Source organism: Streptomyces sp. NPDC057697 (assembly GCF_042799335.1).
Lineage (GTDB): Bacteria > Actinomycetota > Actinomycetes > Streptomycetales > Streptomycetaceae > Streptomyces.
Genome location: NZ_JBHVJA010000003.1, coordinates 202,219 through 227,346, shown reverse-complemented (window position 1 = coordinate 227,346; position 25,128 = coordinate 202,219). Strand labels below are relative to the sequence as shown.

Genomic DNA, 25,128 nt, shown 5'->3' with positions numbered 1-25,128 from the left:
CTGTGGACAACGAGCTGTGGAATCAGTCACTTTGCTCAATGTGTGCTGATTTGAAGTTTGATGGGGCCAATGCGTCCAATGTCCTTGTTTGTACCTCGCGTTCGGCGGCGGCCGTGACGAAGGCGGAGACGTTCTCCACGCCAACGAGCTGCTGAACGGCCCGAATCGTGCTCGGCGGGAGGTCCACGCCGCGTACCGCGGGCGCAGGGGAGTCGACGCCGAAAGGTGTGTCCGCGCTCAGGTGATGGTGCAGATGGCGGGTGGCGAACGTCCGCATCGCGCGAGCCAGTTCCGCGTCCACGGTCTGCTGCGCGAGCGGGCGCAGTCTGCGCACCATGGCGGCGGCTGCGGCCGCGTCCGCGTCGGTGGGTGGACGGTGGCCGAGATAGCGGGCGAAGACATGCTCGGTGGTGAACTCCAGGAAACGCGAGGCGATCTGCTCGACCTGACCGCGAAGTTCCCTCAGATGACCGGAGATCGCGCTGAGCGGCACTCCGGCGGCATGCAACTCCACCGCCACGGCCAGCTCTTGGGGGCTCGGCACCAGGAACTCGTCTTCCCGTCCCGGAACGGGCTCCAGCACGCCGAGGTCCAGCGCCTCGGCCACCGCCTCGTCGTCCGGGGCGCCGCCGAACTTGAGGTTCAGCTCGTCCCGGGTGATCCGGTCGGCCCGTTCGTCCGTCCAGGGACCGTGCACCTCGGCGACGAGCCCGAGCACCCCGCCCAGGCCGCGCCCGGTGTCCCAGGCGTCCAGCAGCTCCTTGATGCTGGCCAGGGTGTACCCGCGGTCCAGCAGATCGGCGATCTGCCGGAGCCGGGCGAGATGGGTGTCCCGGTACACATTGGCCCGGCCACGCCGCTCCGGCGTCGGCAGCAGGCCGCGGTCCTGGTAGGCGCGGATCGTGCGCACCGTGGCCCCGCTCGCATGCGCCAGGTCCTCGATCCGGTACTCGGTGGCCCGCTGGTCCGCCACCGGCTGCCCGGGGCCGCTCACAGCGGCGGCTTCAGCCGGGCGATCCCGCGCAGCGCGCCGGGGCTGAACCGGGACAGGAGACGGGCGCCGCGGGCCTCCGGGGTCACCGGCACCACGGCCTGGTTGCGCACCACCGCCTTGAGGATCGCGTCGGCGACCCGCTCCGGGGGGTAGTTGCGGAGCCCGTACAGCCGACTGGTCCGCTTCCGCAGGCGTTTCTCCTCCGCGGCGTCGGCACCGGCGAAGTGGGTCGTCGCCGTGATGTTGGTGTTGACGATGCCGGGACAGATGGCGCTGACCCCGATCGACCGCTCGGCGAGCTCGGCCCGCAGGCATTCGCTGAGCATCAGCACCGCCGCCTTGGAGGTGCTGTACGCGGGCAGTGCCCGCGAGGGCTGATAGGCCGCCGCGGAAGCGGTGTTGACGATGTGTCCGCCCTGGCCGCGTTCGGCCATCTGCCCGCCGAAGATCCGGCAGCCGTGGATGACGCCCCACAGATTGACGTCGAGGACGTTCTTCCAGTCCTCGCTCGTGGTGTCCAGGAAGGAGCCGGACAGCCCGATCCCGGCGTTGTTGACCAGGACGTCGACGATGCCGTACTCGGCGGCCACCTTCTCGGCGAGCTTCTCCATCGCCTGCTCGTCGCTGACGTCGACCGCTTCGCCCCAGGCGGCCGGGGCGCCGATCAGCCGGGCCATCTCTGCCGTCCTGGCCGCGCCCTCCGCGTCCCGGTCCACGGCCACCACCCGGGCGCCCGCCTCGGCGAACGCGAAGGCGGTGGCCCGGCCGATGCCGCCCGCCGCTCCCGTCACCAGGACCAGCCGGCCGCCGAACCTGTCCGCGTAGGCCCCGGTCGGCGCGGTGTCCTGCACCGGGCCGCCGTTCTCCTTGGCCGCCTCGTTCGCCGCGACGAACTCGCCGATCCAGGCGGCGAGCTGGTCCGGCCTGGTACGCGGCACCCAGTGCTTGCCGTCGAGGGATCTGCGCACCAACTGGGGCGCCCACAGATCCAGTTGGTCGTAGAGCTTCTCCGAGAGGAAGATGTCTCCGGTCGGTGTGATCAGCTGGACCGGCACATGCGCGTAGGCGTCGGTGCGCGGCCGGCTCAGCCGGGCGCGGACGTTGTCGCGGTAGAGCCAGGCGCCGTGCGCCGCGTCCGTCGGCAGCGAGGGGGTCGGGTAGTCGCCCGCCGGAACCTTCTCCATCCGCTGGAGCATCCCCGGCCACCGCTTGCCCAGCGGGCCGCGCCAGGCGAGCTCGGGCAGGACCGGCGTGTGCAGCATGTAGACGTACCAGGACTTGGCGCCCTGGCCGAGCAGCTGGCCGACCCGGCGCGGGGTGGGCCGGCTCATCCGCTGCTTGATCCAGTGCCCGAAGTGGTCCAGGGAGGGGCCGGACATCGAGGTGAACGAGGCGATCCGGCCCTCGGTCCGCTTGACCGTGACGAACTCCCAGGCCTGGACCGACCCCCAGTCGTGCCCGACGAGGTGGACCGGCCGGTCCGGGCTCACCGCGTCGGCAACGGCCAGGAAGTCATCGGTGAGCTTCTCCAGGGTGAAGCCGCCGCGCAGCGGCTTCGGGGCCGTGGACCGGCCGTGCCCCCGGACGTCGTACAGCACGACGTGCCACCGGTCGGCCAGCTGCCGTGCGACGTCCGTCCACACCTCCTTGCTGTCCGGGTATCCGTGCACCAGGACGACCGTCGGCCGCTCCCGCTCGCCCAACTCGACGACGCACAGCTCGATTCCGCCCGTGCTCACCCGGCGCTCGCGCGCCCCCGGCAGGCTCAGCAGGTTCATGCCGCCACCCTTTCCTCGGCCCAGCGCCGCACATGCGGCAGATCGTCGTCCAGCCAGAAGGCGCTCTGCTCGGGATCCTTGGAGTCGGTGACCACCAGGATCTCCTCGAACTTGGCTCCCGTACCGCGGAATCCGAGATGGGGCTCGACTGCCCACAGACCGGGCTGCGGCGGATGGTCGGAGAAGCGGTACGGACTCCACAGGGGCGACCAGCCGTCCCGGTGCCCGTGCAGGGCGTCGCTCATCAGCCCCTTGAGGGACTGGGTGCCGAAGCCGAACACATGCGGGGACCAGCGGCGTTCGGCGACGCGGTCGACCTTGTGGGCGATCACGCCGAAGGGGTAGGCGCGGTGTCTGTTGGCGTACCCCTGCCCGATCATCAGGCGTTCGACGTTCTCGTATATCTCGCGCAACGAACGCCGCTCGCGCACCTGGGCCAGTATCAGCTCGCGGTGGGCCTCCAGGTCGGCCAGCAGCTTGTCGTGCAGGGGGTTGAGCCCGAGGCAGCCGGAGTAGCCGATGTCGGCCGTGAAGCCCTTGTGCACCGGGGCCAGATCGAGGATGAACGGCATTCCCGGCTGGAGCTGCCGATTGCTCGGGAAGAACTGCAGCGGCACCTTGAAGCCCGCGAACGCCGTGCGGTCCCCGAACCAGGCGAAGGGGAGGTGGAACCAGTCCCGCACCCCGCGTTCGCGCAGCCAGTCGCGCTGCATACGGGCCGCCTCGCGCTCGGTCACGCCCGGCCGGAGCCGGCCCGCGACCGCCTCCGCACACGCGTACGCAAGGCTTTGGACTTCTCTGAACCCCCGCAGCTCCGGGGCTTGTCGGTCCTTCACTGCCGAGGCCATGCCACCGTCCGTTCCCTGCCGTGTGCGGTACGTGCCCGTAACGTGACACTGATGAATGTGACAATGTCCGGCGGCTGCGTCAAGAGGTGTGCGGAGACCTGTGGACAATGGGCTGTGAGCCGACAGGGACCTGTGGACAACTGGCCCTGATCCTTCTCCCGGCCCCCTCCCGGCCGTGGACGTCATCCCCCGTGGTGGGCCCCTACGGGTTCGTACATCTGGAGTCGGAGGCCGATCCAGCCGCCAGGGCTGACGACTGGTGTGTCCCGCGCCACTACCTTCGAGTGGTGACTGTGATCGCGACCGAAAGCCTGAGCAAGCGGTTCCCCCGGGTGACCGCGCTTGACCGGCTCTCCTTGGACATCGGCCCCGGTGTGACCGGCCTGGTGGGTTCCAACGGAGCCGGCAAGTCCACATTGATCAAGATCCTGCTGGGTCTGTCCCCCGCCACCGAAGGCCGGGCCGCCGTGCTCGGGCTCGACGTCGCCACCAGTGGTGCCGCCATCCGGGAACGGGTCGGCTACATGCCCGAGCACGACTGCCTGCCACCGGACGTCTCGGCCACCGAGTTCGTCGTCCACATGGCACGGATGTCCGGACTGCCCCCGACGGCGGCGCGCGAGCGCACCGCCGACACGCTGCGGCACGTGGGCCTCTACGAGGAGCGCTACCGCCCCATCGGCGGCTACTCGACCGGCATGAAGCAGCGCGTGAAACTGGCGCAGGCGCTGGTCCACGACCCGCAGCTGGTCCTGCTCGACGAGCCGACCAACGGCCTCGACCCGGTCGGCCGCGACGAGATGCTCGGCCTGATCCGGCGCGTCCACACCGACTTCGGCATCTCGGTCCTGGTCACCTCGCACCTCCTGGGCGAGCTGGAACGCACCTGCGACCACGTCGTCGTCATCGACGGCGGCTCGCTCCTGCGCTCCAGCTCCACCAGCGACTTCACCCAGACCACCGCGACCCTCGCGGTCGAGGTCACCGACAGCGACACCCACCCGGACGGCACCGCCGCGCTGCGCCAGGCCCTCACCCGGGCCGGTGTGGCGCTCGTCGGTCACGACGGTCTCGACGCCCAGGGGCTCCCCGGCGCGGGCCACATCCTGCTGGTCGAGGCGACCGGCGACGAGACGTACGACATCGTGCGCGACAGCGTCGCCGGGCTCGGGCTCGGCCTCGTACGGATGGAGCAGCGGCGCCACCACATCGCCGAGGTCTTCCGCGCCGAAGGGGCACCCGCGTCCGCCGTCGCGGCGCAGAGCGCGCCCGTCCCCGCAGGACTCCGTACAGAAGAAGGGGAGCGGTCGCGATGAGCACTGAGACCGGGACCGTGGCCGGGAGCGAGAGCTCCCGCATCCACAACATCGGGTACCGCTCCTACGACGGCCGTCGGCTCGGCCGCGGCTACGCACGGCGCTCGCTCTACTCGCAGTCGCTGCGGGGCGCTTTCGGACTCGGCCGTTCCGCCAAGTCCAAGGTGCTGCCGATGCTGCTCTTCGGCGTGATGTGCCTGATCGCGGCGATCATCGTCGCCGTGTCCATCAACATCCCGACGTCGACCAAGCTCCTGATGGACTACACGTCCTTCGCGATCTACCTCCAGGCCGTCATCGGCCTCTTCCTGGCCGCGCAGGCACCTCAGTCGGTCTCCCGCGACCTGCGGTTCAAGAGCGTGCCGCTGTACTTCTCTCGGCCGATCGAGCGGGCCGACTACGTCGTGGCCAAACTGGCGGCCATGGCATCCGCGCTCTTCGTGCTCACCGGGACGCCGCTCGTCATCCTCTACGCGGGTGCGCTGCTCGGGAAGTTCGACTTCGCCGACCAGACCGAGGGGTTCGTACAGGGAATGATTTCGGTGGCGCTGCTCTCCGTGCTCTTCTCCGCGCTGGGTCTGGTGATGGCCGCGCTGACGCCCCGCCGCGGCTTCGGTGTCGCCGCGGTGATCGCCGTCCTGACCATCACCTACGGTGCGGTCTCCACGGTCCAGGCCATCGCCTGGACGACGGGTTCCGGCGGGGCCGTCGAGTGGCTGGGGCTCTTCTCCCCGATCACGCTGATCGACGGCGTGCAGACCGCGTTCCTCGGGGCCGACTCCGCCTTCCCCGGAGGGGAAGGCCCGGGGGCCGGGGCCGGGGTGGTCTATCTGATCGTTGTTCTCGCGCTCGTCGCCGGCTCGTACGCCGTACTGATGCGCCGCTACCGGAGGGTCGGGCTGTGACCACCATCGAGATCGACCACACCTCGCGCTGGTTCGGCAATGTGGTCGCCGTCAACGACGTGAGCATGACGGTGGGCCCGGGTGTCACCGGGCTGCTCGGTCCCAACGGCGCGGGAAAGTCCACGCTGATCAACATGATGGCCGGTTTCCTCGCCCCGTCGACGGGCGCCGTGACGCTGGACGGCAGGGCGATCTGGCGCAACGAGGCCGCCTACAAGGAGATCGGGATCGTGCCGGAACGGGAAGGCATGTACGACTTCCTGACCGGCCGCGAGTTCGTCGTCGCCAACGCGGAACTCCAGGGGCTCGGCGACGCGGAGGCGCAGAAGGCGCTGGCCACGGTCGAGATGGAGTACGCCGAGGACCGCAAGATCTCGACGTACAGCAAGGGCATGCGCCAGCGCGTGAAGATGGCGTCCGCCCTGGTCCACGAGCCTTCGGTCCTGCTGCTCGACGAGCCGTTCAACGGCATGGACCCGCGCCAGCGCATGCAGCTGATGGAACTGCTGCGACGGATGGGGGCCGAGGGCCGTACGGTGCTCTTCTCCTCGCACATCCTCGAAGAGGTCGAGCAGCTCGCCTCCCACATCGAGGTGATCGTGGCGGGACGGCACGCGGCATCCGGCGACTTCCGCAAAATCCGGCGGCTGATGACGGACCGCCCGCACCGCTATCTCGTACGTTCCAGCGACGACCGTGCTCTCGCCGCCGCACTGATCGCCGACCCGTCGACGGCCGGTATCGAGGTGGACCTGGGCGAACGGGCCCTGCGCATCCAGGCGGTCGACTTCGGGCGCTTCACCGAACTGCTGCCGAAGGTCGCACGCGAGCACGGAATTCGCCTTCTGACCGTTTCGCCGTCCGACGAGTCCCTCGAATCGGTCTTTTCCTATCTCGTAGCGGCCTGAGTAGTGGCCTGAAAGGAGCTGTGAAGCGTCATGTACGACCCCACAGTCGCCCGGCTCACCTACCGGGCCCTGCTCGGCCGGCGCCGGGCCGCCATCCTGTTCGTCCTGCCGGCACTGCTGGTGGTCATCGCCGTCGCGGTCCGGATGTTCGCCGGGTCCGACGACCAGGTGGCCTCGGACGTGCTGGGCGGCTTCGCCATCGCCACGATGGTGCCGCTGATCGGTGTGATCGCCGGAACCGGGGCGATCGGCCCCGAGATCGATGACGGTTCCATCGTCTACCTGCTGGCCAAGCCCGTGAAGCGGCCGACGATCATCTGCACCAAGCTGATCGTGGCCATCGCCGTGACCATGGTCTTCTCCGCGCTGCCCACGCTGCTCGCGGGCCTGATCCTCAACGGCAACGGCCAGCAGATCGCGGTGGCCTACACGATCGCGGCCCTGGTCGCGTCGATCGCGTACAGCGCGCTGTTCCTGCTGCTGGGCACCGTCAGCCGGCACGCGGTCGTCTTCGGCCTCGTCTACGCGCTGGTGTGGGAGGCCCTGTTCGGCTCCCTGGTGCCCGGGGCGCGCACGCTCAGCGTCCAGCAGTGGTCCCTCGCGATCGCCGAGAAGGTCGGCAAGGCGGGGACGATCAGCTCCGACGTCGGCCTGCCGACCGCGACGATCCTGCTCGCGGCGGTCACGGTGGTGGCGACCTGGTACGCGGGCCAGAAGCTGCGCACGCTGAAGCTGGCCGGCGAGGAGTGACCGGGGGCAGCCGCCCGGCGCGGTCCTCCGGGAGCCCCGCTCCCGACCGCTCCTGACGGCATGTCACGGTCTGCCGCCCGCCCCGACGATCATCCCGAGTGCCCGTCAACCCCTGCCTCCCCGGCGGGGGTTGACGCATTTCGGACAGTCGTACGCGTAACTGTACGGTTATCGGTTCGTTGGGCAGGTTGCGTGGAGGCAACTGGGATCTGTGGCGTCGTAGCTTTCGTGAAATCAGGGATTGCCGAGGCCGGTGAGGGAGTGCCCGCCGGGTCGGTCATTGAGTGAGTGGCAACCGTGAGCGTCCTCCGCCCTTGAGCCCGGGTCAGGGCTGCCCGTCATCGGTTTCATGATCGGAAGGCATGCCCATGCCCACAGAAGTCGCTCTGCTCGAATCGCGCGCGCTGCGCGTGGAGCAGATGGAGCGCGTCGACGTCCTCGACAAGGTCAAGAGCCTTGTCATGCTCCCGGACGGAATTCACCTTCGCACAGAGGATGTGGCGCGGTACTTCGAAGTATCCACAGAAGTGGTCAAGAAGGTCACCCAGCGGCACCGAGCCGAGGTCACGGAGAACGGGCTCAGGCTTATGCGAGGCGCTGAGCTGCGGGAATTCCATAGGGACATGTTGTCCCTATGGGGCGAGCAAGGGGGCGAAAGTTATCCACAGGCTGCCACGCAGCTCACTCTGTACACCCGCAGGACCGTCCTCAACGTCGCGATGCTTCTTCGCGACAGCGACATCGCCCGATGCGTCCGTACATATCTGCTCGACGCCGAACAGGACCTGCGCGCGGGCTACGCCACGCTGGAGCATCGTGTCACCCGGGTGGAGAGCTGCCTGGCCGGGGTCGGCAGCGCGCTCCAGGAGCTCGGGCCCGTTCTCAACCGGATGTCGCACCGGCTCGACAGCCTCGACCGGAGGCTGGACGTAACCCATCAGGTGGTCGGAGCGATGAGCGTGCGGCTGGGGCACGTGTCCGAGGACATCGTCCGCATCGACGGCAGGATGGATGAACTGGCCCGCAACCTGAAGGAACTGAACCGTCGCGGCAGCAAGCAGCGCTGATCCGGCGGCAGTTCACGGCCTTCGGCGCCGCGCGGTAAACGAGTGGCGCCGAACGGCCGCTCCCGGCACAGTGGTTGATGCGGCACGCGGAGACATCGACCGCGCGTGCCGTCACGGACGGCCTGCGCCGTCACGCTTGCCATGGACCGGGAGAGGAGCGCGACGATGACCAGGAGTACGAGTCCGTCGAGTTCCCCGCGGGGCGGGCCCGAGCAGACGCCGGAGTAGTCACCGACGACTCCGCCGCGCTCGGAGCGGAACGCCCGGGGCGGCCCCATCGCGCGGCCGCCCACTCGGAGGATTGGCCGAGTGGTAAGGCAGCGGCTTGCTAAGCCGTCGTCGGGGCCGTAAACCCCGCGCGCGTTCGATCCGCGCATCCTCCGCCGCACCAGGGCCGTGTGCCCGGTAGAAGACGGCCGGCTCTTGTACGCGGCCCCCGGGCCTCGGACCGCTACGACATGGGCAACCCTGCGGCAGCGTCCGTTCCCCTGCGGCAGCCGCGCTTCAGCGGCGTCCGCACCACTGTCGCGTCCGTGCTTCAACGGCGTCCGCAGCACCACTGTCGCGTCCGCGCTTCAGCGGCGTCCGCGCCCCTACGACTGGAGCAGCCGCTCCAGCACCACGGCGATGCCGTCGTCCTCGTTGGACGTGGTGATCTCCTGGGCCACGGCCTTCAGGTCCGTATGCGCGTTGGCCATCGCCACGCCCCGCCGTGCCCAGGCGAACATCGGGATGTCGTTCGGCATGTCGCCGAAGGCCAGGGTGTCCGCGGCCTTCACGCCGAGCCGGCGCGCGGCCAGCGAGAGCCCGGTGGCCTTGCTCAGCCCCAGCGGAAGGATCTCCACCACCCCGGGACCGGCCATGACCACGTCCACGAGGTTGCCGACGGCCGCGCGCGCGGCCGTCGCCAGTGCGTCGTCGTCCAGATCGGGGTGCTGGATGTAGACCTTGTTCAGGGGCGCGGACCACAGCTCGGCCGGGTCCTGCACGAAGACGGCCGGGAGGGGGCCCTCCTGCACCCGGTAGCCGGGGCCGACCATCACTTCGCCGTCGAGCCCGTCGCGGCTGGCCGCCAGGGCCAGTGGACCGACCTCGGCCTCGACCTTGGACAGCGCGAGACCGGCGAGCTGCCGGTCCAGCGTCAGCGAGGTCAGGAGCCTGCGCTCGCCCGCGTGGTAGACCTGCGCACCCTGGCCGCAGACGGCGAGCCCCTCGTAGCCCAGGTCGTCCAGGATGTGCCGGGTCCAGGGAACCGCGCGGCCGGTGACGATGATGTGTGCGGCACCGGCCGCGGCGGTCGCGGCCAGTGCCTCACGGGTGCGCTCGGAGACCGTGTCGTCGTTGCGCAGCAGCGTGCCGTCGAGGTCGGTCGCGACGAGCTTGTACGGGAAGGTCACTTGGCGACCGGCTCCAGGACCTCGCGCCCGCCCAGGTACGGCCGGAGCACCTCGGGCACCCGGACCGAACCGTCGGCCAGCTGGTGGTTCTCCAGGATCGCCACGATCGTGCGCGGGACGGCGCAGAGCGTGCCGTTCAGCGTGGAAAGCGGCTGGAGGACCTTCTTGCCGTCGCGGTTGTCGCGCATCCGGACGGAGAGGCGGCGGGCCTGGAAGCCGTTGCAGTTCGACGCGGAGGTCAGCTCGCGGTACTTGCCCTGCGTCGGGATCCACGCCTCGCAGTCGAACTTCCGGGAGGCGGAGGCCCCCAGGTCGCCGGTGGCGACATCGATCACCTGGAAGGGCAGCTCAAGAGCGGTGAGCCACTGCTTCTCCCAGTCGAGCAGCCTGCGGTGCTCCGCCTCGGCGTCCGCCGGGTCGACGTACGAGAACATCTCGACCTTGTCGAACTGGTGGACCCGGAAGATGCCCCGGGTGTCCTTGCCGTACGTACCGGCCTCGCGGCGGTAGCAGGGGGAGAAGCCCGCGTAGCGCAGCGGCAGCTTCTCGGCGTCGATGATCTCGTCCATGTGGTACGCGGCGAGCGGGACCTCGGAGGTGCCGACCAGGTAGTAGTCGTCCTTCTCCAGGTGGTACACGTTCTCCGCGGCCTGGCCGAGGAATCCGGTGCCCTCCATGGCGCGAGGGCGGACCAGCGCCGGTGTCAGCATCGGGACGAAGCCGGCCTCGGTCGCCTGGGCGATCGCCGCGTTGACGAGGGCCAGCTCCAGGAGCGCGCCGACGCCGGTCAGGTAGTAGAAGCGCGATCCGGAGACCTTGGCGCCCCGCTCCATGTCGATGGCGCCGAGCATCTCGCCGAGCTCCAGGTGGTCCCTGGCCTCGAAGCCCTCGGCGCCGAAGTCACGGATCGTGCCGTGCGTCTCCAGGACGACGAAGTCCTCCTCGCCGCCGACCGGCACGTCCTCGTGGACGATGTTGCCGATCTGGAGCATCAGCCTCTTGGCCTCGGCGTCGGCCTCGTCCTGTGCCGCGTCGGCCGCCTTGACGTCGGCCTTCAGCTGCTCGGCCTTCTTGAGCAGCTCGGCACGCTCGTCGGGCGAGGCCTTGGGGATGAGTTTGCCGAGCGCTTTCTGTTCGGAGCGCAGTTCGTCGAAGCGGACACCGGACGACCTGCGCCGCTCGTCGGCGGAGAGAAGGGCGTCGACGAGCTCGACGTCCTCTCCACGGGCGCGCTGGGAGGCGCGAACACGGTCGGGGTCCTCACGGAGCAGGCGAAGGTCAATCACCCCTCCAGGCTACCGGTGTGCACTTCCCCAGCTCGAACCGATATGAACAAGCGAGCCACTTTGCCCTGATTGCCTGAGTTGGAAATGCTGAGGGGGATGGGGCTTCCGGTGCGGACCCGGACCGTCAATAAAAAGAGCCTAATCCCCTAAATGGGGCAGAGGGCTTCACTCGTCTTGACGTATACCCCTTGCCTGGGGCGGTAGTTGATCGTTGCTTGTCCACAGGCTCTCGGACTTCCGAAAGTTATCCACAGGCTGTGAGGAAGGTCTGTGGATGCCGGAGGTGTTCATTCCGGAAGCTCTGTGATGGCTCGCGGATTTTCCGTTCAAACCCACCTCAGACGCTCGTTCGGGTGGTAATTTCCCGCTCCGGAGAGTTGATCGGTGGAACAGGGGTGGCGAGAGGTGACCCAGGCGCCCCGCCGACCTGTGGATGTATCTGGGCCGAGTGGAGCAATATGTCGACGATGTCGCCCCGGGGTGTCGACTTGTCCCCAGGTTGAGGGCCGCCCCTGTGGATAACTCTGTGGATGCTGAAGATCGGTAGATAGCACCGGGCCGGTGGGGACGAATCGCCGGTGCCCGCGGGCCCGTGCACCTGTCCGTGCCGGGCCCGGTGCCCGGTTCCGTCAGCCCCGGCCGTCCAGGTTCCTGGTCAGCCAGTCGGCAGCGTCCGTGAACTCCGCGTCCGATGTCCCCGCCCGCAGCGGAGGTACGTCCTCCGGCGCCACCCCCGCGCGCGGGTACGAGCCCAGGAACCGCACCTTCGGGCACATCCGCTTCAGCCCCATCAGCGCCTCGCCGACACGGCGATCCGAGATGTGCCCCTCGGCGTCCACCGCGAAGCAGTAGTTCCCGATCCCGGCCCCCGTGGGCCGGGACTGGATCAGCATCAGGTTCACCCCGCGCACCGCGAACTCCTGGAGCAGTTCGAGCAGGGCGCCGGGGTGGTCCTCGCCCAGCCAGATGACCACCGACGTCTTGTCCGCGCCGGTCGGCGCCGCCGGGCGGGCGGGCCGGCCCACCAGGACGAAGCGGGTCTGTGCGTTCTCCGCGTCGTGGATCTCGGTCACCAGGGGTTCGAGACCGTAGGTCGCCGCCGCGAACTCACCGGCGAAGGCCGCGTCGTACCGGCCCTCCTGCACCAGCCGGGCGCCGTCCGCGTTGGAGGCCGCCGACTCCCACACGGCGTCCGGGAGGTGGGCCGCCATCCACTTGCGCACCTGCGGCTGCGCGGCCGGGTGGGCGGTGACCGACTTGATCTCGGACAGTTTGGTACCGGGCCGCACCAGAAGAGCGAAGGTGATGGAGAGCAGCACCTCGCGGTAGATCATCAGCGGTTCGCCGGTGGTCAGCTCGTCGAGCGTCGCGGTGATGCCGCCCTCGACGGAGTTCTCGATCGGCACCAGCGCCGCGGCGGCGCTCCCGCCGCGCACCGCGTCCAACGCGGCCGGTACGGAAACCATCGGGACGAGTTCGCGGGTGGCGGCTTCCGGGAGCGTACGGAGGGCGACCTCGGTGAAGGTGCCTTCGGGGCCGAGATAGACGTAGCGCGTGGCGGACATACCGTCACCCTAATGGGCCCCGATGGGCTCGGGGCCCCAGCCGATGGGCCGGGCGGGCTCAGGACTCCAGCAGCCGCTGCCCCACGTACTCGCCGTCCGCCGCGCCGCCCGGCACCGCGAACAGACCGCTCGCCTCGTGCCGGATGAACGGCGACAGGGCGTCGCCCCGGTCCAGCTTCCGCTGCACCGGAACGAAGCCGCGCAGCGGATCCGCCTGCCAGCAGATGAACAGCAGACCGGCGTCCGGGGTGCCGTCCGACGAGATGCCGTCGTGGTACGAGAAGGGGCGCCGCAGCATGGCCGCACCGCTGTTCCTCCCGGGGGAGGAGATGCGGGCGTGGGCGTTGTCCGGGATGAGCGGCTTGCCGTCGGGGCCCGCCTTGTCGAGGTCCAGTGCGGTGGTCTCGGTGCCCCCGCTCAGCGGAGCGCCGTCCTGCTTCCGGCGCCCTATGACCTGCTCCTGCCGTTCCACCGGGAGTTTCTCCCAGTCGTCGAGCAGCATTCTGATCCGGCGCACGACGGCGTACGAACCGCCCGCGAGCCAGTCGTACGGCGCGTCGGTCCCGTCCGGGACGAAGATGCGGCGGTCGAAGTCGCTCTCGGACGGTTTCGGATTGTTGGTGCCGTCGATCTGGCCCATCAGATTGCGGGCGGTCATCGGCCGGGCCGTGGCGCCGGGGGCACGGTTGAAGCCGTTCATCTGCCAGCGGACCCTGGCGGCCGGGGCGGTCTCCTTCTGCACGGCACGCAGCGCGTGGAAGGCGACGAGCGCGTCGTCCGCGCCGATCTGGACCCAGAGGTCGCCGTCGGAGCGCGCGGCGTCGAGGTGGTCCGAGGAGAAGGGCGGCAGCGGGTCGAGCCCCGGGGGGCGGCGACCGGTCAGGCCCGTGCGTTCGAAGAAGGTACGGCCGAAGCCGAAGGTGACGGTCAGCGAGGACGGTCCGGCGTCCAGTGCGATCCCGGTGTCGTGGTCCGGGCCGTCCGCCGCCCCGTTCCCGGCGGGCTCGCCCGCCATCAGGCGCCCGGCCGTGGCCGACCACCGGCGCATCAGGGCGATGGCCTCCTTCCGGCCGGCTCCGGGCACCAGGTCGAAGGCGACGAGATGGCCGCGCGCCTGAAGCGGAGTGGTGATCCCCGGTTGATGTTTCCCGTGAAACATCACCTCGGTGGAGCCGACCGTGGTGAGCGCGGCGGGCTCGTCGGGCCGGGTCGCGGCATAGCCGGCGGCACCGCCCGCCGCGCCCAGCACCAGCCCGGCCGCACCGGCCGCGCCCGCGCTGCCGATCAGCCGGCGCCGCGAGATGCCTCCGCCGGTGCCGATGTCGTCGTCCGCAGCGGCCGCGCCGTTCCGGGCCCCTCTGTTCCGGGGCACCCGGTCCCCGGCTCCGCCGTTCCGGGTTCCCCCGTCCCGGGTCTTCCTGCTGTCTGTACTCACGATCCTGCTCAGCCGATCTTCATGTTCTTGTCGATGGTCGTCTGATCGATGTCCGACGTACGGACGGTCACGGCGACCTTCCAGTCGCCCGCCATCGGGATCTGGACGCCGTCGGCGGTCCAGTGGCCCTCGGTCAGCCGGGTGGGAAGGACGGGGAGCGGGCCGATGTCCTTGGACTCCAGCGTGAAGGCGACCTTCACCTCGGGAACGTCCATGGCCTTGCCGTCGGCGCCGTCGACCCAGAGGTGGATCGCGTTGGCGCCGGTACGGGCGGGAGTGATCTCCATCCGCACCGTTCCCTTGCCGTTGACGCCGCCGGTGTCGAAGGGCAGCTTCATGGAGACCGGGCCCTCGGCCGCCGGGGCGGCCGCCGCCGTCGACGCGCGGGCCTCCTCCTCGGTACGCGCGGGTTCGGTCGAGGTCAGTACGGTCGTCACCGCCAGCAGTACGACCGCGACCCCCACTTCCGCCAGTACCGACCGACGGAGCCCGGACCGGTCGGGGTCGGCGTCACGGACCCGCTTCTTCTCGGCGGTGGCCACGGCCTCCTGCTGCCGGGCGAGCTGGGCGGCCCGCGCGGGGTCCTCGGAGTCCAGGACCTTCGACGCGTCCGGCGTGCCGGCCTCCTCGGACGCCGGGACCTTCGACGCGTCCGTGGCCTCGGCTTCCTCGGAAGCCTCCGCCCGGGGCGCCTTCGTGTCGCCGGTCCCGGCCTCCGGCTCCGGCTCCGGCCCCGCGCCGCTCCCGCCCGCCGTCAGCCGGGCCGTCCAGCGCCGCGACATCCAGGCGATCCCGATCAGGACGGCGACGAGCCCCACCTTCACGAGCAGCAGCTGTCCGTATCCGGTGCCGGTGAGCGCGGACCAGGTGCCGACCTGGCGCCAGGACTGGTAGATCCCGGTCGCGGCGAGCACGATCACGCTGCCGAGCGCGATGCCGGAGAAGCGCCGTACGGCCGTGGCGTCCATGTCGGGGGTCCGGTAGAGCGCGACCAGCAGGGCCGTGAGACCGCCGAGCCAGGCGGCGACGGCCAGCAGGTGGAGCACGTCGACCGGCATGGCGATGCCGGGCTGGAGCCCGGTCGAGGCGTGCTCGGCGAGCGCCCACGTACCGGCGATCCCGGCGGCGATCACCGTGCCGCCGATGGCCAGGCCGAAGGTGAGGTCCCGCTTCTCGCGCTCGTCCTCGCGCCGCGGATACGTCCCGAAGAGCACGGCGATGAAGAGCGCGGAGGCGCCGAGCAGCAGCAGCCGGGAGACGAGCGCGGCGCCCGGCTTGGTGTCGAGCACGGCCTTCAGCCCGTCGAGGTCGAAGGCGTCCGCGAGCTTCCCCGACCCGGTGTACGGACTGCGCAGGAGCAGCATGACCAGGGTGGCGACGGTGAGCGTCATCCACCCCCGTACCACCAGGCGCTGGAGGGGCCGGGCCCCCGCCCCGCGCTGCCAGCAGGCCAGGACGAAGGCGGAACCGCCGGCCAGCAGGACGAAACCGGCGTACGCGGCGTACCGCGCGATGCCGTAGAGGGTGCCGACGAGGCCGCCGCCGGCCTCCTCCGTGGGGAGCACCACGGCGGTCTTGGAGGGGGCCCCCACCGAGAAGGTGAAGGCTCCGGAGACGGGGTGGCTGTCCGCGGAGACGGCCTGCCAGGCGACGGTGTACGTCCCGTCCGGCAGCCCGGTGCGCAGCGAGACGCCGTACTTCACGGTGGAGCCGCTCTGCAGATCACGCGGTGCGGCGGCGGTGTCGGCGCGTTTGCCGTTCGGATCGAGGATCCGGATGGAGTCGTCGCCGAGGGCGACCTGTTCGGAGAAGGTGAGCGTGACCTCCTTGGGGGCGGTGGCGACCACCGCCCCGTCCTGCGGATCGCTTCCGGTCAGCGCGGCATGCGCGGACGCCGGGCCCGCGCCTCCCAGCAGCAGGCCGAACACCATGCCGACGAGAGTGGCGAGGAGCGCGGCCGCGGCCAGGGGACGGCGTGCCGCGGGAGTGGACGGGGCCGGTCCGAAGTGCGGGGCGGTGGCTGTCATGACGAGTCAGTCCCTCACTGCTTCTTCGGGTTGTGGGTGGTCTCCTTCACGGGAAGGTCGACCTTGATCGGATCGGCCTTCTCGAAGTGCAGCTCCACGGACACCTTCTCGCCCTGCTTGGGCCGCTGCTTGAGTTTCATGAACATGATGTGGTTCCCGCCGCGCTCCAGATCCAGCTCGCCGCCCGCGGGAACGTCGAAGGACGTCACCATGCGCATCGTCCGGTTCTTCGTCTCGTGGATCGTGACGTCGTCGGAGAGCGGGCTGGTGACGGAGGTGAGCCGGTCGGAAGCCCCGCCGCTGTTCTTCACGACGAGGAATCCGGCCGCCATGTCGCCGATGGGCTGCGGCATGAACGCGCCGGACACCTTCAGTTCGGGCTTGCCGTCCGAGGACGAGCAACCCGCCAGCGCCAGTCCCGTGGTGAGGGCTATGACGCCGGCGAGGGCGGTGCGGCGGTTCACGGGGTCTCCCCCTTGACGATCTTGGGGAGGTCCTTGGTGTAGTCGTCGGGCGAGGTGTCCTCGCTGTAGACGAGGTAGCCCTTGTCGGTCTTCGGGGAGAACGCGATGACCTGGGAGCCGTGCATCGAGACGACCGTGCCGTCCTTCTCCTTCTTCGGCGCGTCGATGCCGATGCCGATCTGGCGCGCGCCCGCCTGGATGGCCGGGAAGTCGCCGGTGAGCCCGGTGAAGGAGGGATCCTGCATCGTGAGCCACTTGCCGAGCGAGGACGGGGTGTCCCGCTCGGGGTCGGTGGTCACGAAGACCACCTGGAGCTTCTCCTGGTCGGCCTTGGGCAGCGACTTCTTGGCGATGGCGATGTTGCTCATGATGAGCGGACAGACATCGGGGCAGTTGGTGTAGCCGAAGTAGATGAGGGTCGGCTTGCCCTTGGTCCGCTCCCGGAGGTCGTACTTCTTGCCGTGGGTGTCGGTGAGGACGAGATCCGGCTTGGTGAACGGCTGGTCGAGGGCGGTCGCGGCCTTCGTCTTCGGCTGGACCGACACATCGGCGATGGGCTTCTTGGCGCCGTCGTCGCTGCTGCCGCAGGCGGACAGGGTGAGCGCGGCCGCGGCGACGAACGCCGCGGCCAGCACCGTTTTCTTGGACATGGAGCACTGATTCCTGGTGGTCGGTGGGACGGGTGGAGCGGTGGATCAGGCGGTGCGGCGGCGGCCGGCGAGAACGCCGAAGGCGACCCCGGCCACACCGATGACGATGCCGACGATGCCGAGGACCCGGGCCGTGGTGTCACTGGAGGACGCGGCCGAGGCGACCGTCGTCTTCTTGTCCGCCGCCCCGGCGCCCTTGGCGTCGGCGGACGAGCCGTGCTCGCCGGTGGCCGGCGCGGTCAGCGCGAGGACGGGCGCCGGGCTCTCGGGCTCGGCGGCGCCGGCCTTCGGCTCCTCGATCCAGCGGACGACTTCCTTGTTGTCGTACGTCTGGATGGCCTTGAACACCAGCTGGTCGGCGTCCTCGGGGAGCTGCCCGATGGAAAGCGGGAACTGCTGGAAGTCACCGGGGCGGATGCCGCGCGCGTCCTTGTCGCCGGTGGCGGTCCAGGTGACCTTCGAGACGGCCTCGTTGATCTTCTGGCCGTGCATCTCCAGCGGCTTGTCCAGCTTGCTCTTGGTGACCTCGATGTCCCAGCCGGGGACGGCCTGCGGCATGACGGAGGCCAGCGGGTGGTCGGTCGGGAAGTTGACCTCGACCTTGGTCGTCGAGGCGTTGTCGCGCTCGTTGGGGACCTTGAAGTTGACGGTGGCGTAACCGCCCTTGGCGGCCTCGCCCTGCGGCTGCACGCTGACGTGCGCAGAGGCCGTACCGGCGAGGATCAGGACGGTGGACGCGGCGACGCCGCCGGCGAGGGCGATGCGGGAAACGTTCATGACAGGGATCACTCCACGGAAGCACGAAGGAAAGGTGGTCCGGCGCGCGGGTGCGCGACGGCGTCACGACACCTCTCCTGTTCCCCCTGGACGGCGTGCATGCGCCGGCCGGGTACGGCGGCGGAGTGGTCCGTGCGCCGGATGGAGGGTGTCGCGTCAGGCTGCGAGTGCGTACGCGGGCGGCGGACCGCGCCTGATCACCTGGTGCTGCAAGGGGTCCCCGGTGGCGGGTGCCGGGGCGTCGACCGCCGTACGGGCGATGCGCGGCCCGGTCGCCGGTCCACCGGGGAGTCCGGCGCGCAGGGCGTCGACGAGGGCGAACGCCGCCCGCAGCGCGCGCAGCCGGGCTCCGGCCGCGAGCTGCTGGGCGCCGTGCGCGGACAGCCGGACCAGCCCGAACAGGGCCGCCTCGCCGCGCCGCAGCAGCCACCCCGTGGCCACCGCGGCCAGCAGATGGCCGAGCAGCATCGGCAGGTCGGGCAGCAGCGCGGCGAGGGCACCGGGATCGGTACCGGACGCGACGGCCATGTGGTGGCCGCCACCCGTCACCGACGCCGGGTCGATGCCCGCGGTGGTGACGATGCGGTGTGCGTCGGCGGCGGTCAGCTGCGCCGGACCGGCCCCGCACACGAGACTGGCCGCGAACCGGATCAGGGAGTCGTCGCCCGCCCCGGCGTCCACCGCCGGGGTGCCGTGCGTGCCCAGGCCGAACAGGGCGTGCAGGGCTACCTGGCCACCGGCCAGCGCGGCCGCGATGGACCACAGCGAACGCTCGCGCCCGGCGAACGGCGCCACCACCGCGGACATCCCCAGGAACCCCGCGAGCAGCGTCCACCAGGGGACGGCCGCGCAGGACGCCAGGGAGTGGCCTGCCGCGGACAGCGCGACAAGGACCGCGGCGAACACCGCGGTCCTCAGGAGCCGCAGACCGGCTCCGGCGCGTGCGACAGGCATAGACATGGCGGGGCCATCATCGCACCGGGCCCCCGGGCTCCGTACGGCAGGTCCGGAAGGTCGCCTTCTGTCCGGTGTGGCGGGCCGGGCCGGGCATACACGGGTGCACGGAGAGCTGGTATCCGCCGAATGAGCGGTCTCACATCCCGTGCGTGCTTACGAACGGTGCCGCGCGGCAATACGTATCGGTATGTCGAGCCGCAGCCAGGAGGCTGGAGCATGAGCATCTGGTGGTCCCTCCATTTGCGGCGCGAGGCCGCGAGCGTCCCGCTCGCCCGCCGCTTCCTGCTGGGCACCATGGAGACCGCGGGTGTGGACCCGGACATCTCCTTCGATCTGTCGCTCGCGCTCAGCGAGGCCTGTGCGAACGCCGTCGAGCACGGCGGCGACCAGGCGGCCCTGGACGAACCGGAGGAGCGGGGGATTCCGCAGGATCCGTGGGACGTCTGGGACGAGTTGCCCGGGGCCGCCTCCGGGCAGTACCGGGTCACCGCCTATCTGGACGGCGAGAAGTGCCGTATCGAGGTCGCCGATTCGGGGCCCGGCTTCCCCGCCCGGCGCACCCTGCGGTCCGCGGCGCAGCCGCACGGGCCCCAGCAGTACCCGCCGCTCAACGCCGAGGACGGGCGGGGCCTCTGTCTGATCGAGCAGCTCGCCGACCACGTGCACTTCGGCAACCGCCCCGGCAGCGGAGCCGTCGTCAGCTTCGACAAGGTCCTGAAATGGCGGAAGGACGCCCTGCTCATGGTGTCCTGAGCGGGGCGCCCTTCGACGCGTGGGGACCGTCGCCGGCCCTCCGGATCAGCCCTTGAGGCGGGCCATCCACTCCTCGACCTCGTCGGAGCGGCGCGGCAGCTTGTCGGAGAGGTTCCGGTTGCCGTCCTCGGTGACGAGGATGTCGTCCTCGATCCGGACGCCGATGCCCCGGTACTCCTCGGGCACGGTCAGGTCGTCGGCCTGGAAGTACAGACCGGGCTCGACCGTGAGGCAGACGCCGGGCTCCAGCGTTCCGTCGACGTACGCCTCGGTGCGCGCGGCGGCGCAGTCGTGGACGTCCATGCCGAGCATGTGACCGGTGCCGTGCAGCGTCCAGCGGCGCTGGAGGCCCAGCTCCAGGACCTTGTCCACGGACAGGTCGCCCAGCAGGCCCCACTCGACGAGCTTCTCGGCGAGGACCCGCTGTGCGGCGTCGTGGAAGTCGCGGAATGCGGCGCCGGGCCGGACGGCGGCGATGCCCGCCTCCTGGGCCTCGTACACGGCGTCGTAGATCTTCCGCTGGAGCGGCGTGAACGTGCCGTTGATCGGAAGGGTGCGGGTCACGTCGGCGGTGTAGAGGTCGTTGGTCTCCACACCGGCGTCGAGCAGCAGCAGTTCGCCGGAGCGCACGGCGCCGTCGTTGCGCACCCAGTGCAGGGTGGTGGCGTGCGGACCGGCCGCGCAGATCGAGCCGTAGCCGATGTCGTTGCCCTCGATGCGGGCACGGAGGAAGAAGGTGCCCTCGATGTAGCGCTCGCTCGTCGCCTCGGCCTTGTCGAGGACCTTCACGACGTCCTCGAAGCCGCGCGCGGTGGCGTCGCAGGCCTTCTCCAGCTCGGCGATCTCGAAGGCGTCCTTGACCAGCCGGGCCTCGGAGAGGTAGACGCGCAGCTCCTCGTCGCGCTCCGCGGTGACCTTGTCGGTCAGCGCGGCCTCGATGCCGGCGTCGTGGCCGCGGACGTTGCGGACCGGGCCGGTGGCCTCGGTCAGCGCGGCGGGGAGCTCGCGCACGTCCTTCGCGGGGATGCCCAGCAGCTGCTCGGCCTCGGCCAGGGAGTGGCGGCGGCCGACCCACAGCTCGCCCTGGCCGTCGAGCCAGAACTCGCCGTTCTCGCGGTTGGAGCGCGGCAGCAGGTGGATGGTCGCCTCGTGGCCGTCCTCGGTCGGCTCCAGGACGAGGACGCCGTCCTGGGTCTGGTCACCAGTGAGGTACGCGTACTCGGTGGAGGCGCGGAAGGCGTACTCGGTGTCGTTGGAGCGGGTCCGCAGGTTGCCCGCGGGGATGACCAGTCGCTCACCGGGGAAGCGTGCGGAGAGCGCGGCGCGGCGGGCGGCGGTGTGCGCGGCCTGGGCGATCGGTTCGACGCCGTGCAGTTCGGTGTCGGCCCAGCCCGACTTCATGTTCGCGGCGAGTTCATCGGAGACGCCCGGGTACAGGCCGTTCTTCCGCTGCTTGACCGTCTCTTCTTCCTCGGTCTCCGGGTTCTCCGGGGTGAGCTCCTCAGCCACGATTTGTCTCTCCTTGATACGACACTGGACCCCGTCCATCGTACGGGTGTACGGAAGGGGGCACAGGGTCGGAGGACCTGTTACAGGGCTCGGCGGGGGGAACGCCGCGGGGCTCAGTCGAAGCGCGCGGCCAGCACGACCACGTCCTCCGCGCCCTCGCCGCGGTCGAGCCCGTCCGGGAGCACGGTGCGCAGCACGTGGTCGGCGATGGCCCCGGCGTCCTGGCGCATCGCCTTCGGCACGGACGCGGCCGCCGAGTGGAGCCGCGCGAACGCCCGGTCCGTCGAGTCGCCGGTACGGCGCAGCAGCCCGTCGGTACAGAACAGGACGGTTTCGCCCGGTGCCGGGGTGATCTGCACGCTGGGCGCCTCCCAGCAGGCGAGCATGCCCAGCGGCGCGGAGACGGAGGTCTCGACGAACTCGGTGCGCCGGTCTCCGATCACCAGCGGCGGGGTGTGGCCCGCGCCGGCCAGCAGGATCTTGCGCCGGGCCGGTTCGCAGTAGGCGAACAGCGCGGTCGCGGTACGGGCCGGTTCGGTGAGCCGCAGCAGCAGTTCCAGGTCCGAGAGCACGGCGACCGGGTCCTCGCCCTCCATCACCGCGTACGCCCGCAGCCCGGCGCGCAGCCGTCCCATGGCGGCCAGGGCGCTCGGCCCGGAGCCGTTCACCGAGCCCACCGCGAGCCCGAGCGCGCCCTCCGGCAGCGCCAGCGCGTCGTACCAGTCCCCGCCGCCCTGCGGGGCCCGGCGGTGACGGGCGGCCAGCTGCACGCCCGCGACCCGGGGCAGCCGGGTGGGCAGCAGCTCCTCGGTGACGGTGGCGACATCGGCCCTGGCCCGCTCCAGCTCCAGCAGCCTGGCCAGGTGCTCACCGGCGTATCCGGTGTAGAGGCCGACGAGATGGCGGCGGCGCTCCAGCGGCTCGGCGGGTTCGTCGTAGAGCCAGACGGCGGCGCCGAGCCTGCCGGTCGCCTCGGCGGTGAGCGGCACGGCGTAGCTGGCGGCGTATCCGAGCCGGGCGGCGACCTCGCGGCGGCGGGGGTCCAGGGCGGTGTCACCGAGCAGATCGGAGGAGGTCCGCGCTTCCTCGGTGTCCGGGAGTCCTTCCAGGATCCGGCCGTAGGAGGTGGCGGCGCGCGGCACCGTCTCGATCAGCCCCAGCTCGGCGTGGGCGAGCCCGAGGCCGATGGTGCTCACCGGGCCGCGACGGTCGGAGGGTTCGAGGACGACCAGGCCGCGACGGGCGCCGACCAGGGCGGCTCCGGCTTCCAGCAGCTCGTGGAGCGCGTCGTCGAGGGTGGCGGTTCTGGCCAGCCGTTCGGTGAGTTCGTGCAACGTGGTGAGATCGGAGACCCAGCCGGCGAGCCGGTCCTGGATGAAGGGGCCCGAGGCGGACGGCGCTTCGGACACAGACCCGGCAGTCTGAGCTGAAACCGGAACTGTGGGATCGATTCCAGCCACTTTTGGCAGGTGTGGGGCGCTCATCGCTTTCGGCTTTCCAACCAGTGCGTTTCGTCGAATAGCATCGCGAACCCCCATGTCATTCTGCGCCGCTATCGGTACGACCGCATGTACACGTGCACCACATGTACACGCACAAGTGAGGCGATGTCCAGCATTGTCCCTACGGGAATTATGGTGTCCGCGCAGCTGCTAAGTTGGCCAAAAAATGCACCCCGCGAGAGCTATTTGCGATCGACTGGGCGTGCTCGAACAGGGGGTGTTCTCGGGGTGAAGTCCCAGGAGAAGCGTCACGTCGGGCATGCTGGGTACGTAATCGATGAAGGCCAGGGGCAGTTCCGATCGCCCCGGAACCCGGCAGGCGGCCCGGACGTCCTCTCCTGTGACGGCCACGCACCCACCCCCGAGTGGCGGGGTTCGCACCCTTGGCACGGCAGGCGCGATCTCTGCGCCGCTCCCCGCCGCGCTTGTCCGGACCGCTCGTCCGGACCCGTCCCACACCTGCTCGAACCGGCTCGGCCCATGCTCGGTAGCGACGACCCACCCGTACCGCAGACCTGAAGAGCATGTACGCACAGTGAACTGATGCACACGTACGGCAACTCACACGTGGTGTGTTGTGGACCCTCGGCGTTCAACGGAAAGGAACGAGCGCTCATGCGCGAGATCCTCGGAAGGCGACGCAGGCTCCGGCTCCGGAGCAAGGGAAGGCCTGCCCAGCTCGACGCGGCCCTGACCTGCGCCACCGCATGGCAGTGGCCCGTGCTCCCCGGAGTGGGGCCGGTGCCGGCCGGCGGTCGCGGTGGCCGCGGCTGCGCCTGTCCCGATCCCGAGTGCGCCGTGCCCGGCGCACACCCCTTCGACCCCGGTCTCCTCGCGGCGACCACCGACGCGCGCATGGTGCGCTGGTGGTGGACCAACCGGCCCACCGCTCCGATCGTCCTGGCCACCGGTGGACGTGCCCCGTGCGCGTTGAGCCTGCCGGCCGTGGCCGCCGCCCGTGCGCTGGTCGAGCTGGACCGGATGGGCGTGCGGCTCGGCCCGGTGGTGGCGACGCCGACCCGGTGGTCGCTGCTGGTCGCCCCGTACGACCTCGAACGGCTCGGTGAGCTGCTGTACGCCCAGGACTGGGTGCCCAGTTCGCTGCGGTTCCACGGCGAGGGCGGCTATCTCGTCCTCCCGCCGTCCGAGGTGGGGGCCGGGCAGGTGCGCTGGGAGCGGGCTCCTGCCCCGGCGCCCCGGACGCGTTCGCGCGGGAAGGGCCCGCAACCGGCGCCCGCCGCGCCCTGGCTGCCGGATGTGGGGACGGTGCTGGACGCGCTGGTGAGGGCGAGCAGCGGCGCACCGGACGGTGGCAGTCGGCTCGCGTACTGACGGAGGCGGAGGCGGTGGCGGTGGCGGGTGTGTCGTGCCCGCCACCGGAGGGGTGGAGGAGTCGCACCGGCCGTCGCTCCGGCGAAGGGGCCGCGCAGGCTCCGGCGTCGGGGTCGCACCGGCTTCGGTGAAGGGGCCGCACTGGCTTCGGCGTCGGGGTCGCACCGCCTCCGGCGTCGGCCTGAATGTCCGGCGGGCCGTCCGGGAGCCGTGCCGCGCCGACGAATGCGCTCCGTGACCATCCGGGTGACCGCGTCCGATTCGGCGGCGGGACGCCGAACCGGACGCAGTCCCGGTTTCTGGCGCACAATGCAAAGTCTGCCGCTGCAAAGTCCGGCGGCGAAAGGCTTTCTGAGGGGCTCTCGGGCCGCATCGGACGAATTTATCGAATGTCTATTCGACTAACTTCGGGGTGAGGTATTCCGAGGGCGCGCCCGTCGCCCGGCAATCCGACACCCCGCGCCGGGCAATCCGGCATCCCGCACCCGGAAAACCGGCATCGGCGCCCGGTATCCGAAATGCGGTGTCCGGCATCTGGCATTCGGTATCTGTCCGAGACCTGTCGGTCTCCACGCGATCCGTCGCCAAGGATGCCCTGCTCCTGCGGCGGTCACGGCTCTCCCGGTGCTGGGCCCCTGCCACTCGTGCCGAGCCGGGGCGGCGTGCTCGTGCAGGCGCCGAGGCGGCGGGGCCGGTCATGAAGTGCGGTGCCCGAGGAGACGACGGGCGTACCGGCGAGGGGCTTGTGCGCGGGTCTGTGCGCCGCGTTGCGCGCTGTGCGCGCCGTACCCGGAAATGAGGATGCCCGATCGCTGGCGACGGGGGATGCACCAGCGACCGGGCTTCTAGAACGGTAACAAGAGATCTGCCGTTCGCAAATTCGATCTCGCGTATTCGGACAGGGATTT

Annotated in this window: 21 protein-coding genes and 1 tRNA gene; 8 read left to right on the top strand and 14 right to left on the bottom strand. The window is 70.5% G+C overall.

The genetic code is table 11. The features are described 5' to 3' along the window. Positions 1-22: 22 nt before the first annotated feature. The 3 genes from ACFVFH_RS10825 to ACFVFH_RS10815 are packed head-to-tail and all read right to left on the bottom strand — an operon-like array spanning position 23 to position 3,620. On the bottom strand, positions 23-994 hold the full coding sequence (locus ACFVFH_RS10825; RefSeq protein ID WP_383765876.1) for a MerR family transcriptional regulator: 972 nt from the start codon (positions 992-994) through the stop codon (positions 23-25). Beyond that, positions 991-2,763, bottom strand: a complete 1,773-nt coding sequence (locus ACFVFH_RS10820) for an SDR family oxidoreductase (protein ID WP_383766763.1) — start codon at positions 2,761-2,763, stop codon at positions 991-993. Before ACFVFH_RS10820 ends, ACFVFH_RS10825 begins: the two co-directional genes overlap by 4 nt. 5 nt (positions 2,764-2,768) lie before the next feature. Next, positions 2,769-3,620: a M24 family metallopeptidase gene (locus tag ACFVFH_RS10815; RefSeq protein WP_383765875.1), complete on the bottom strand. Its 852-nt coding sequence runs from the start codon at positions 3,618-3,620 to the stop codon at positions 2,769-2,771. A 287-nt stretch (positions 3,621-3,907) separates the two neighbouring features. Between ACFVFH_RS10815 and ACFVFH_RS10810 the strand changes: the two genes are divergently transcribed. The 6 genes from ACFVFH_RS10810 to ACFVFH_RS10785 all read left to right on the top strand — a co-directional run bounded on the left by ACFVFH_RS10810 (position 3,908) and on the right by ACFVFH_RS10785 (position 8,949). Beyond that, positions 3,908-4,936 (top strand): ABC transporter ATP-binding protein, encoded by a 1,029-nt coding sequence (locus ACFVFH_RS10810; RefSeq protein ID WP_383765874.1) that lies wholly within the window; start codon positions 3,908-3,910, stop codon positions 4,934-4,936. Further along, positions 4,933-5,841 carry an ABC transporter permease gene (locus tag ACFVFH_RS10805; RefSeq protein ID WP_383765872.1) on the top strand — a complete coding sequence of 303 codons (909 nt, stop codon included), beginning with the start codon at positions 4,933-4,935 and terminating at the stop codon, positions 5,839-5,841. Before ACFVFH_RS10810 ends, ACFVFH_RS10805 begins: the two co-directional genes overlap by 4 nt. After that, positions 5,838-6,749 (top strand): ABC transporter ATP-binding protein, encoded by a 912-nt coding sequence (locus tag ACFVFH_RS10800; RefSeq protein WP_383765870.1) that lies wholly within the window; start codon positions 5,838-5,840, stop codon positions 6,747-6,749. Before ACFVFH_RS10805 ends, ACFVFH_RS10800 begins: the two co-directional genes overlap by 4 nt. Before the next feature lie 30 nt (positions 6,750-6,779). Further along, positions 6,780-7,499, top strand: a complete 720-nt coding sequence (locus ACFVFH_RS10795) for an ABC transporter permease (protein WP_383765869.1) — start codon at positions 6,780-6,782, stop codon at positions 7,497-7,499. Between the two features lie 368 nt (positions 7,500-7,867). Next, on the top strand, positions 7,868-8,566 hold the full coding sequence (locus ACFVFH_RS10790) for a hypothetical protein (RefSeq protein ID WP_383766761.1): 699 nt from the start codon (positions 7,868-7,870) through the stop codon (positions 8,564-8,566). 295 nt (positions 8,567-8,861) lie between these two features. Then, positions 8,862-8,949: transfer RNA gene (locus ACFVFH_RS10785), tRNA-Ser, on the top strand. 210 nt (positions 8,950-9,159) lie between these two features. On the opposite strand, the gene ACFVFH_RS10780 is transcribed toward ACFVFH_RS10785, so the two are convergent. The 9 genes from ACFVFH_RS10780 to ACFVFH_RS10740 all read right to left on the bottom strand — a co-directional run bounded on the left by ACFVFH_RS10780 (position 9,160) and on the right by ACFVFH_RS10740 (position 19,127). Next, positions 9,160-9,963, bottom strand: coding sequence for an HAD family hydrolase (locus ACFVFH_RS10780; RefSeq protein ID WP_383765867.1), 804 nt, complete (start codon positions 9,961-9,963; stop codon positions 9,160-9,162). Then, the gene (serS, locus tag ACFVFH_RS10775; RefSeq protein WP_383765866.1) at positions 9,960-11,249 is read right to left on the bottom strand and encodes a serine--tRNA ligase; all 1,290 of its coding nucleotides are present in this window, start codon (positions 11,247-11,249) and stop codon (positions 9,960-9,962) included. Before serS ends, ACFVFH_RS10780 begins: the two co-directional genes overlap by 4 nt. A gap of 629 nt (positions 11,250-11,878) precedes the next feature. Continuing rightward, entirely contained in the window at positions 11,879-12,814 is a 936-nt protein-coding gene (pheA, locus tag ACFVFH_RS10770; protein WP_383765865.1) for a prephenate dehydratase, read from the bottom strand. Between the two features lie 58 nt (positions 12,815-12,872). Continuing rightward, positions 12,873-14,135: an iron uptake transporter deferrochelatase/peroxidase subunit gene (gene efeB / locus ACFVFH_RS10765; protein WP_383766758.1), complete on the bottom strand. Its 1,263-nt coding sequence runs from the start codon at positions 14,133-14,135 to the stop codon at positions 12,873-12,875. A 122-nt stretch (positions 14,136-14,257) separates the two neighbouring features. Then, positions 14,258-16,276: a copper resistance CopC/CopD family protein gene (locus ACFVFH_RS10760; RefSeq protein WP_383765863.1), complete on the bottom strand. Its 2,019-nt coding sequence runs from the start codon at positions 16,274-16,276 to the stop codon at positions 14,258-14,260. 14 nt (positions 16,277-16,290) lie between these two features. Beyond that, positions 16,291-16,740 (bottom strand): copper chaperone PCu(A)C, encoded by a 450-nt coding sequence (locus tag ACFVFH_RS10755; RefSeq protein ID WP_383765861.1) that lies wholly within the window; start codon positions 16,738-16,740, stop codon positions 16,291-16,293. Continuing rightward, a complete protein-coding gene (locus ACFVFH_RS10750) occupies positions 16,737-17,390 on the bottom strand; it encodes an SCO family protein (protein WP_383765859.1) in 654 nt (217 codons plus the stop codon). Before ACFVFH_RS10750 ends, ACFVFH_RS10755 begins: the two co-directional genes overlap by 4 nt. A 45-nt stretch (positions 17,391-17,435) precedes the next feature. Continuing rightward, positions 17,436-18,167 carry a YcnI family protein gene (locus ACFVFH_RS10745; RefSeq protein WP_383765858.1) on the bottom strand — a complete coding sequence of 244 codons (732 nt, stop codon included), beginning with the start codon at positions 18,165-18,167 and terminating at the stop codon, positions 17,436-17,438. Positions 18,168-18,323: 156 nt separating this feature from the next. After that, the gene (locus tag ACFVFH_RS10740) at positions 18,324-19,127 is read right to left on the bottom strand and encodes a hypothetical protein (RefSeq protein ID WP_383765856.1); all 804 of its coding nucleotides are present in this window, start codon (positions 19,125-19,127) and stop codon (positions 18,324-18,326) included. A 213-nt stretch (positions 19,128-19,340) separates the two neighbouring features. Here ACFVFH_RS10740 and ACFVFH_RS10735 point away from each other — a divergent pair, with 213 nt between their 5' ends. Further along, on the top strand, positions 19,341-19,877 hold the full coding sequence (locus ACFVFH_RS10735; protein ID WP_383765855.1) for an ATP-binding protein: 537 nt from the start codon (positions 19,341-19,343) through the stop codon (positions 19,875-19,877). 45 nt (positions 19,878-19,922) lie between these two features. Here the strand turns inward: ACFVFH_RS10735 and ACFVFH_RS10730 are convergent, their stop codons facing one another. Together ACFVFH_RS10730 and ACFVFH_RS10725 are read right to left on the bottom strand one after the other, a co-directional pair. After that, positions 19,923-21,386 carry an aminopeptidase P family protein gene (locus ACFVFH_RS10730; RefSeq protein ID WP_383765854.1) on the bottom strand — a complete coding sequence of 488 codons (1,464 nt, stop codon included), beginning with the start codon at positions 21,384-21,386 and terminating at the stop codon, positions 19,923-19,925. A 113-nt stretch (positions 21,387-21,499) separates the two neighbouring features. Next, positions 21,500-22,870 carry a PP2C family protein-serine/threonine phosphatase gene (locus ACFVFH_RS10725; protein WP_383765852.1) on the bottom strand — a complete coding sequence of 457 codons (1,371 nt, stop codon included), beginning with the start codon at positions 22,868-22,870 and terminating at the stop codon, positions 21,500-21,502. 633 nt (positions 22,871-23,503) lie between these two features. Between ACFVFH_RS10725 and ACFVFH_RS10720 the strand changes: the two genes are divergently transcribed. Next, complete coding sequence (locus tag ACFVFH_RS10720; protein WP_383765850.1) at positions 23,504-24,220, top strand: bifunctional DNA primase/polymerase; 717 nt, start codon at positions 23,504-23,506, stop codon at positions 24,218-24,220. Positions 24,221-25,128: the final 908 nt, after the last annotated feature.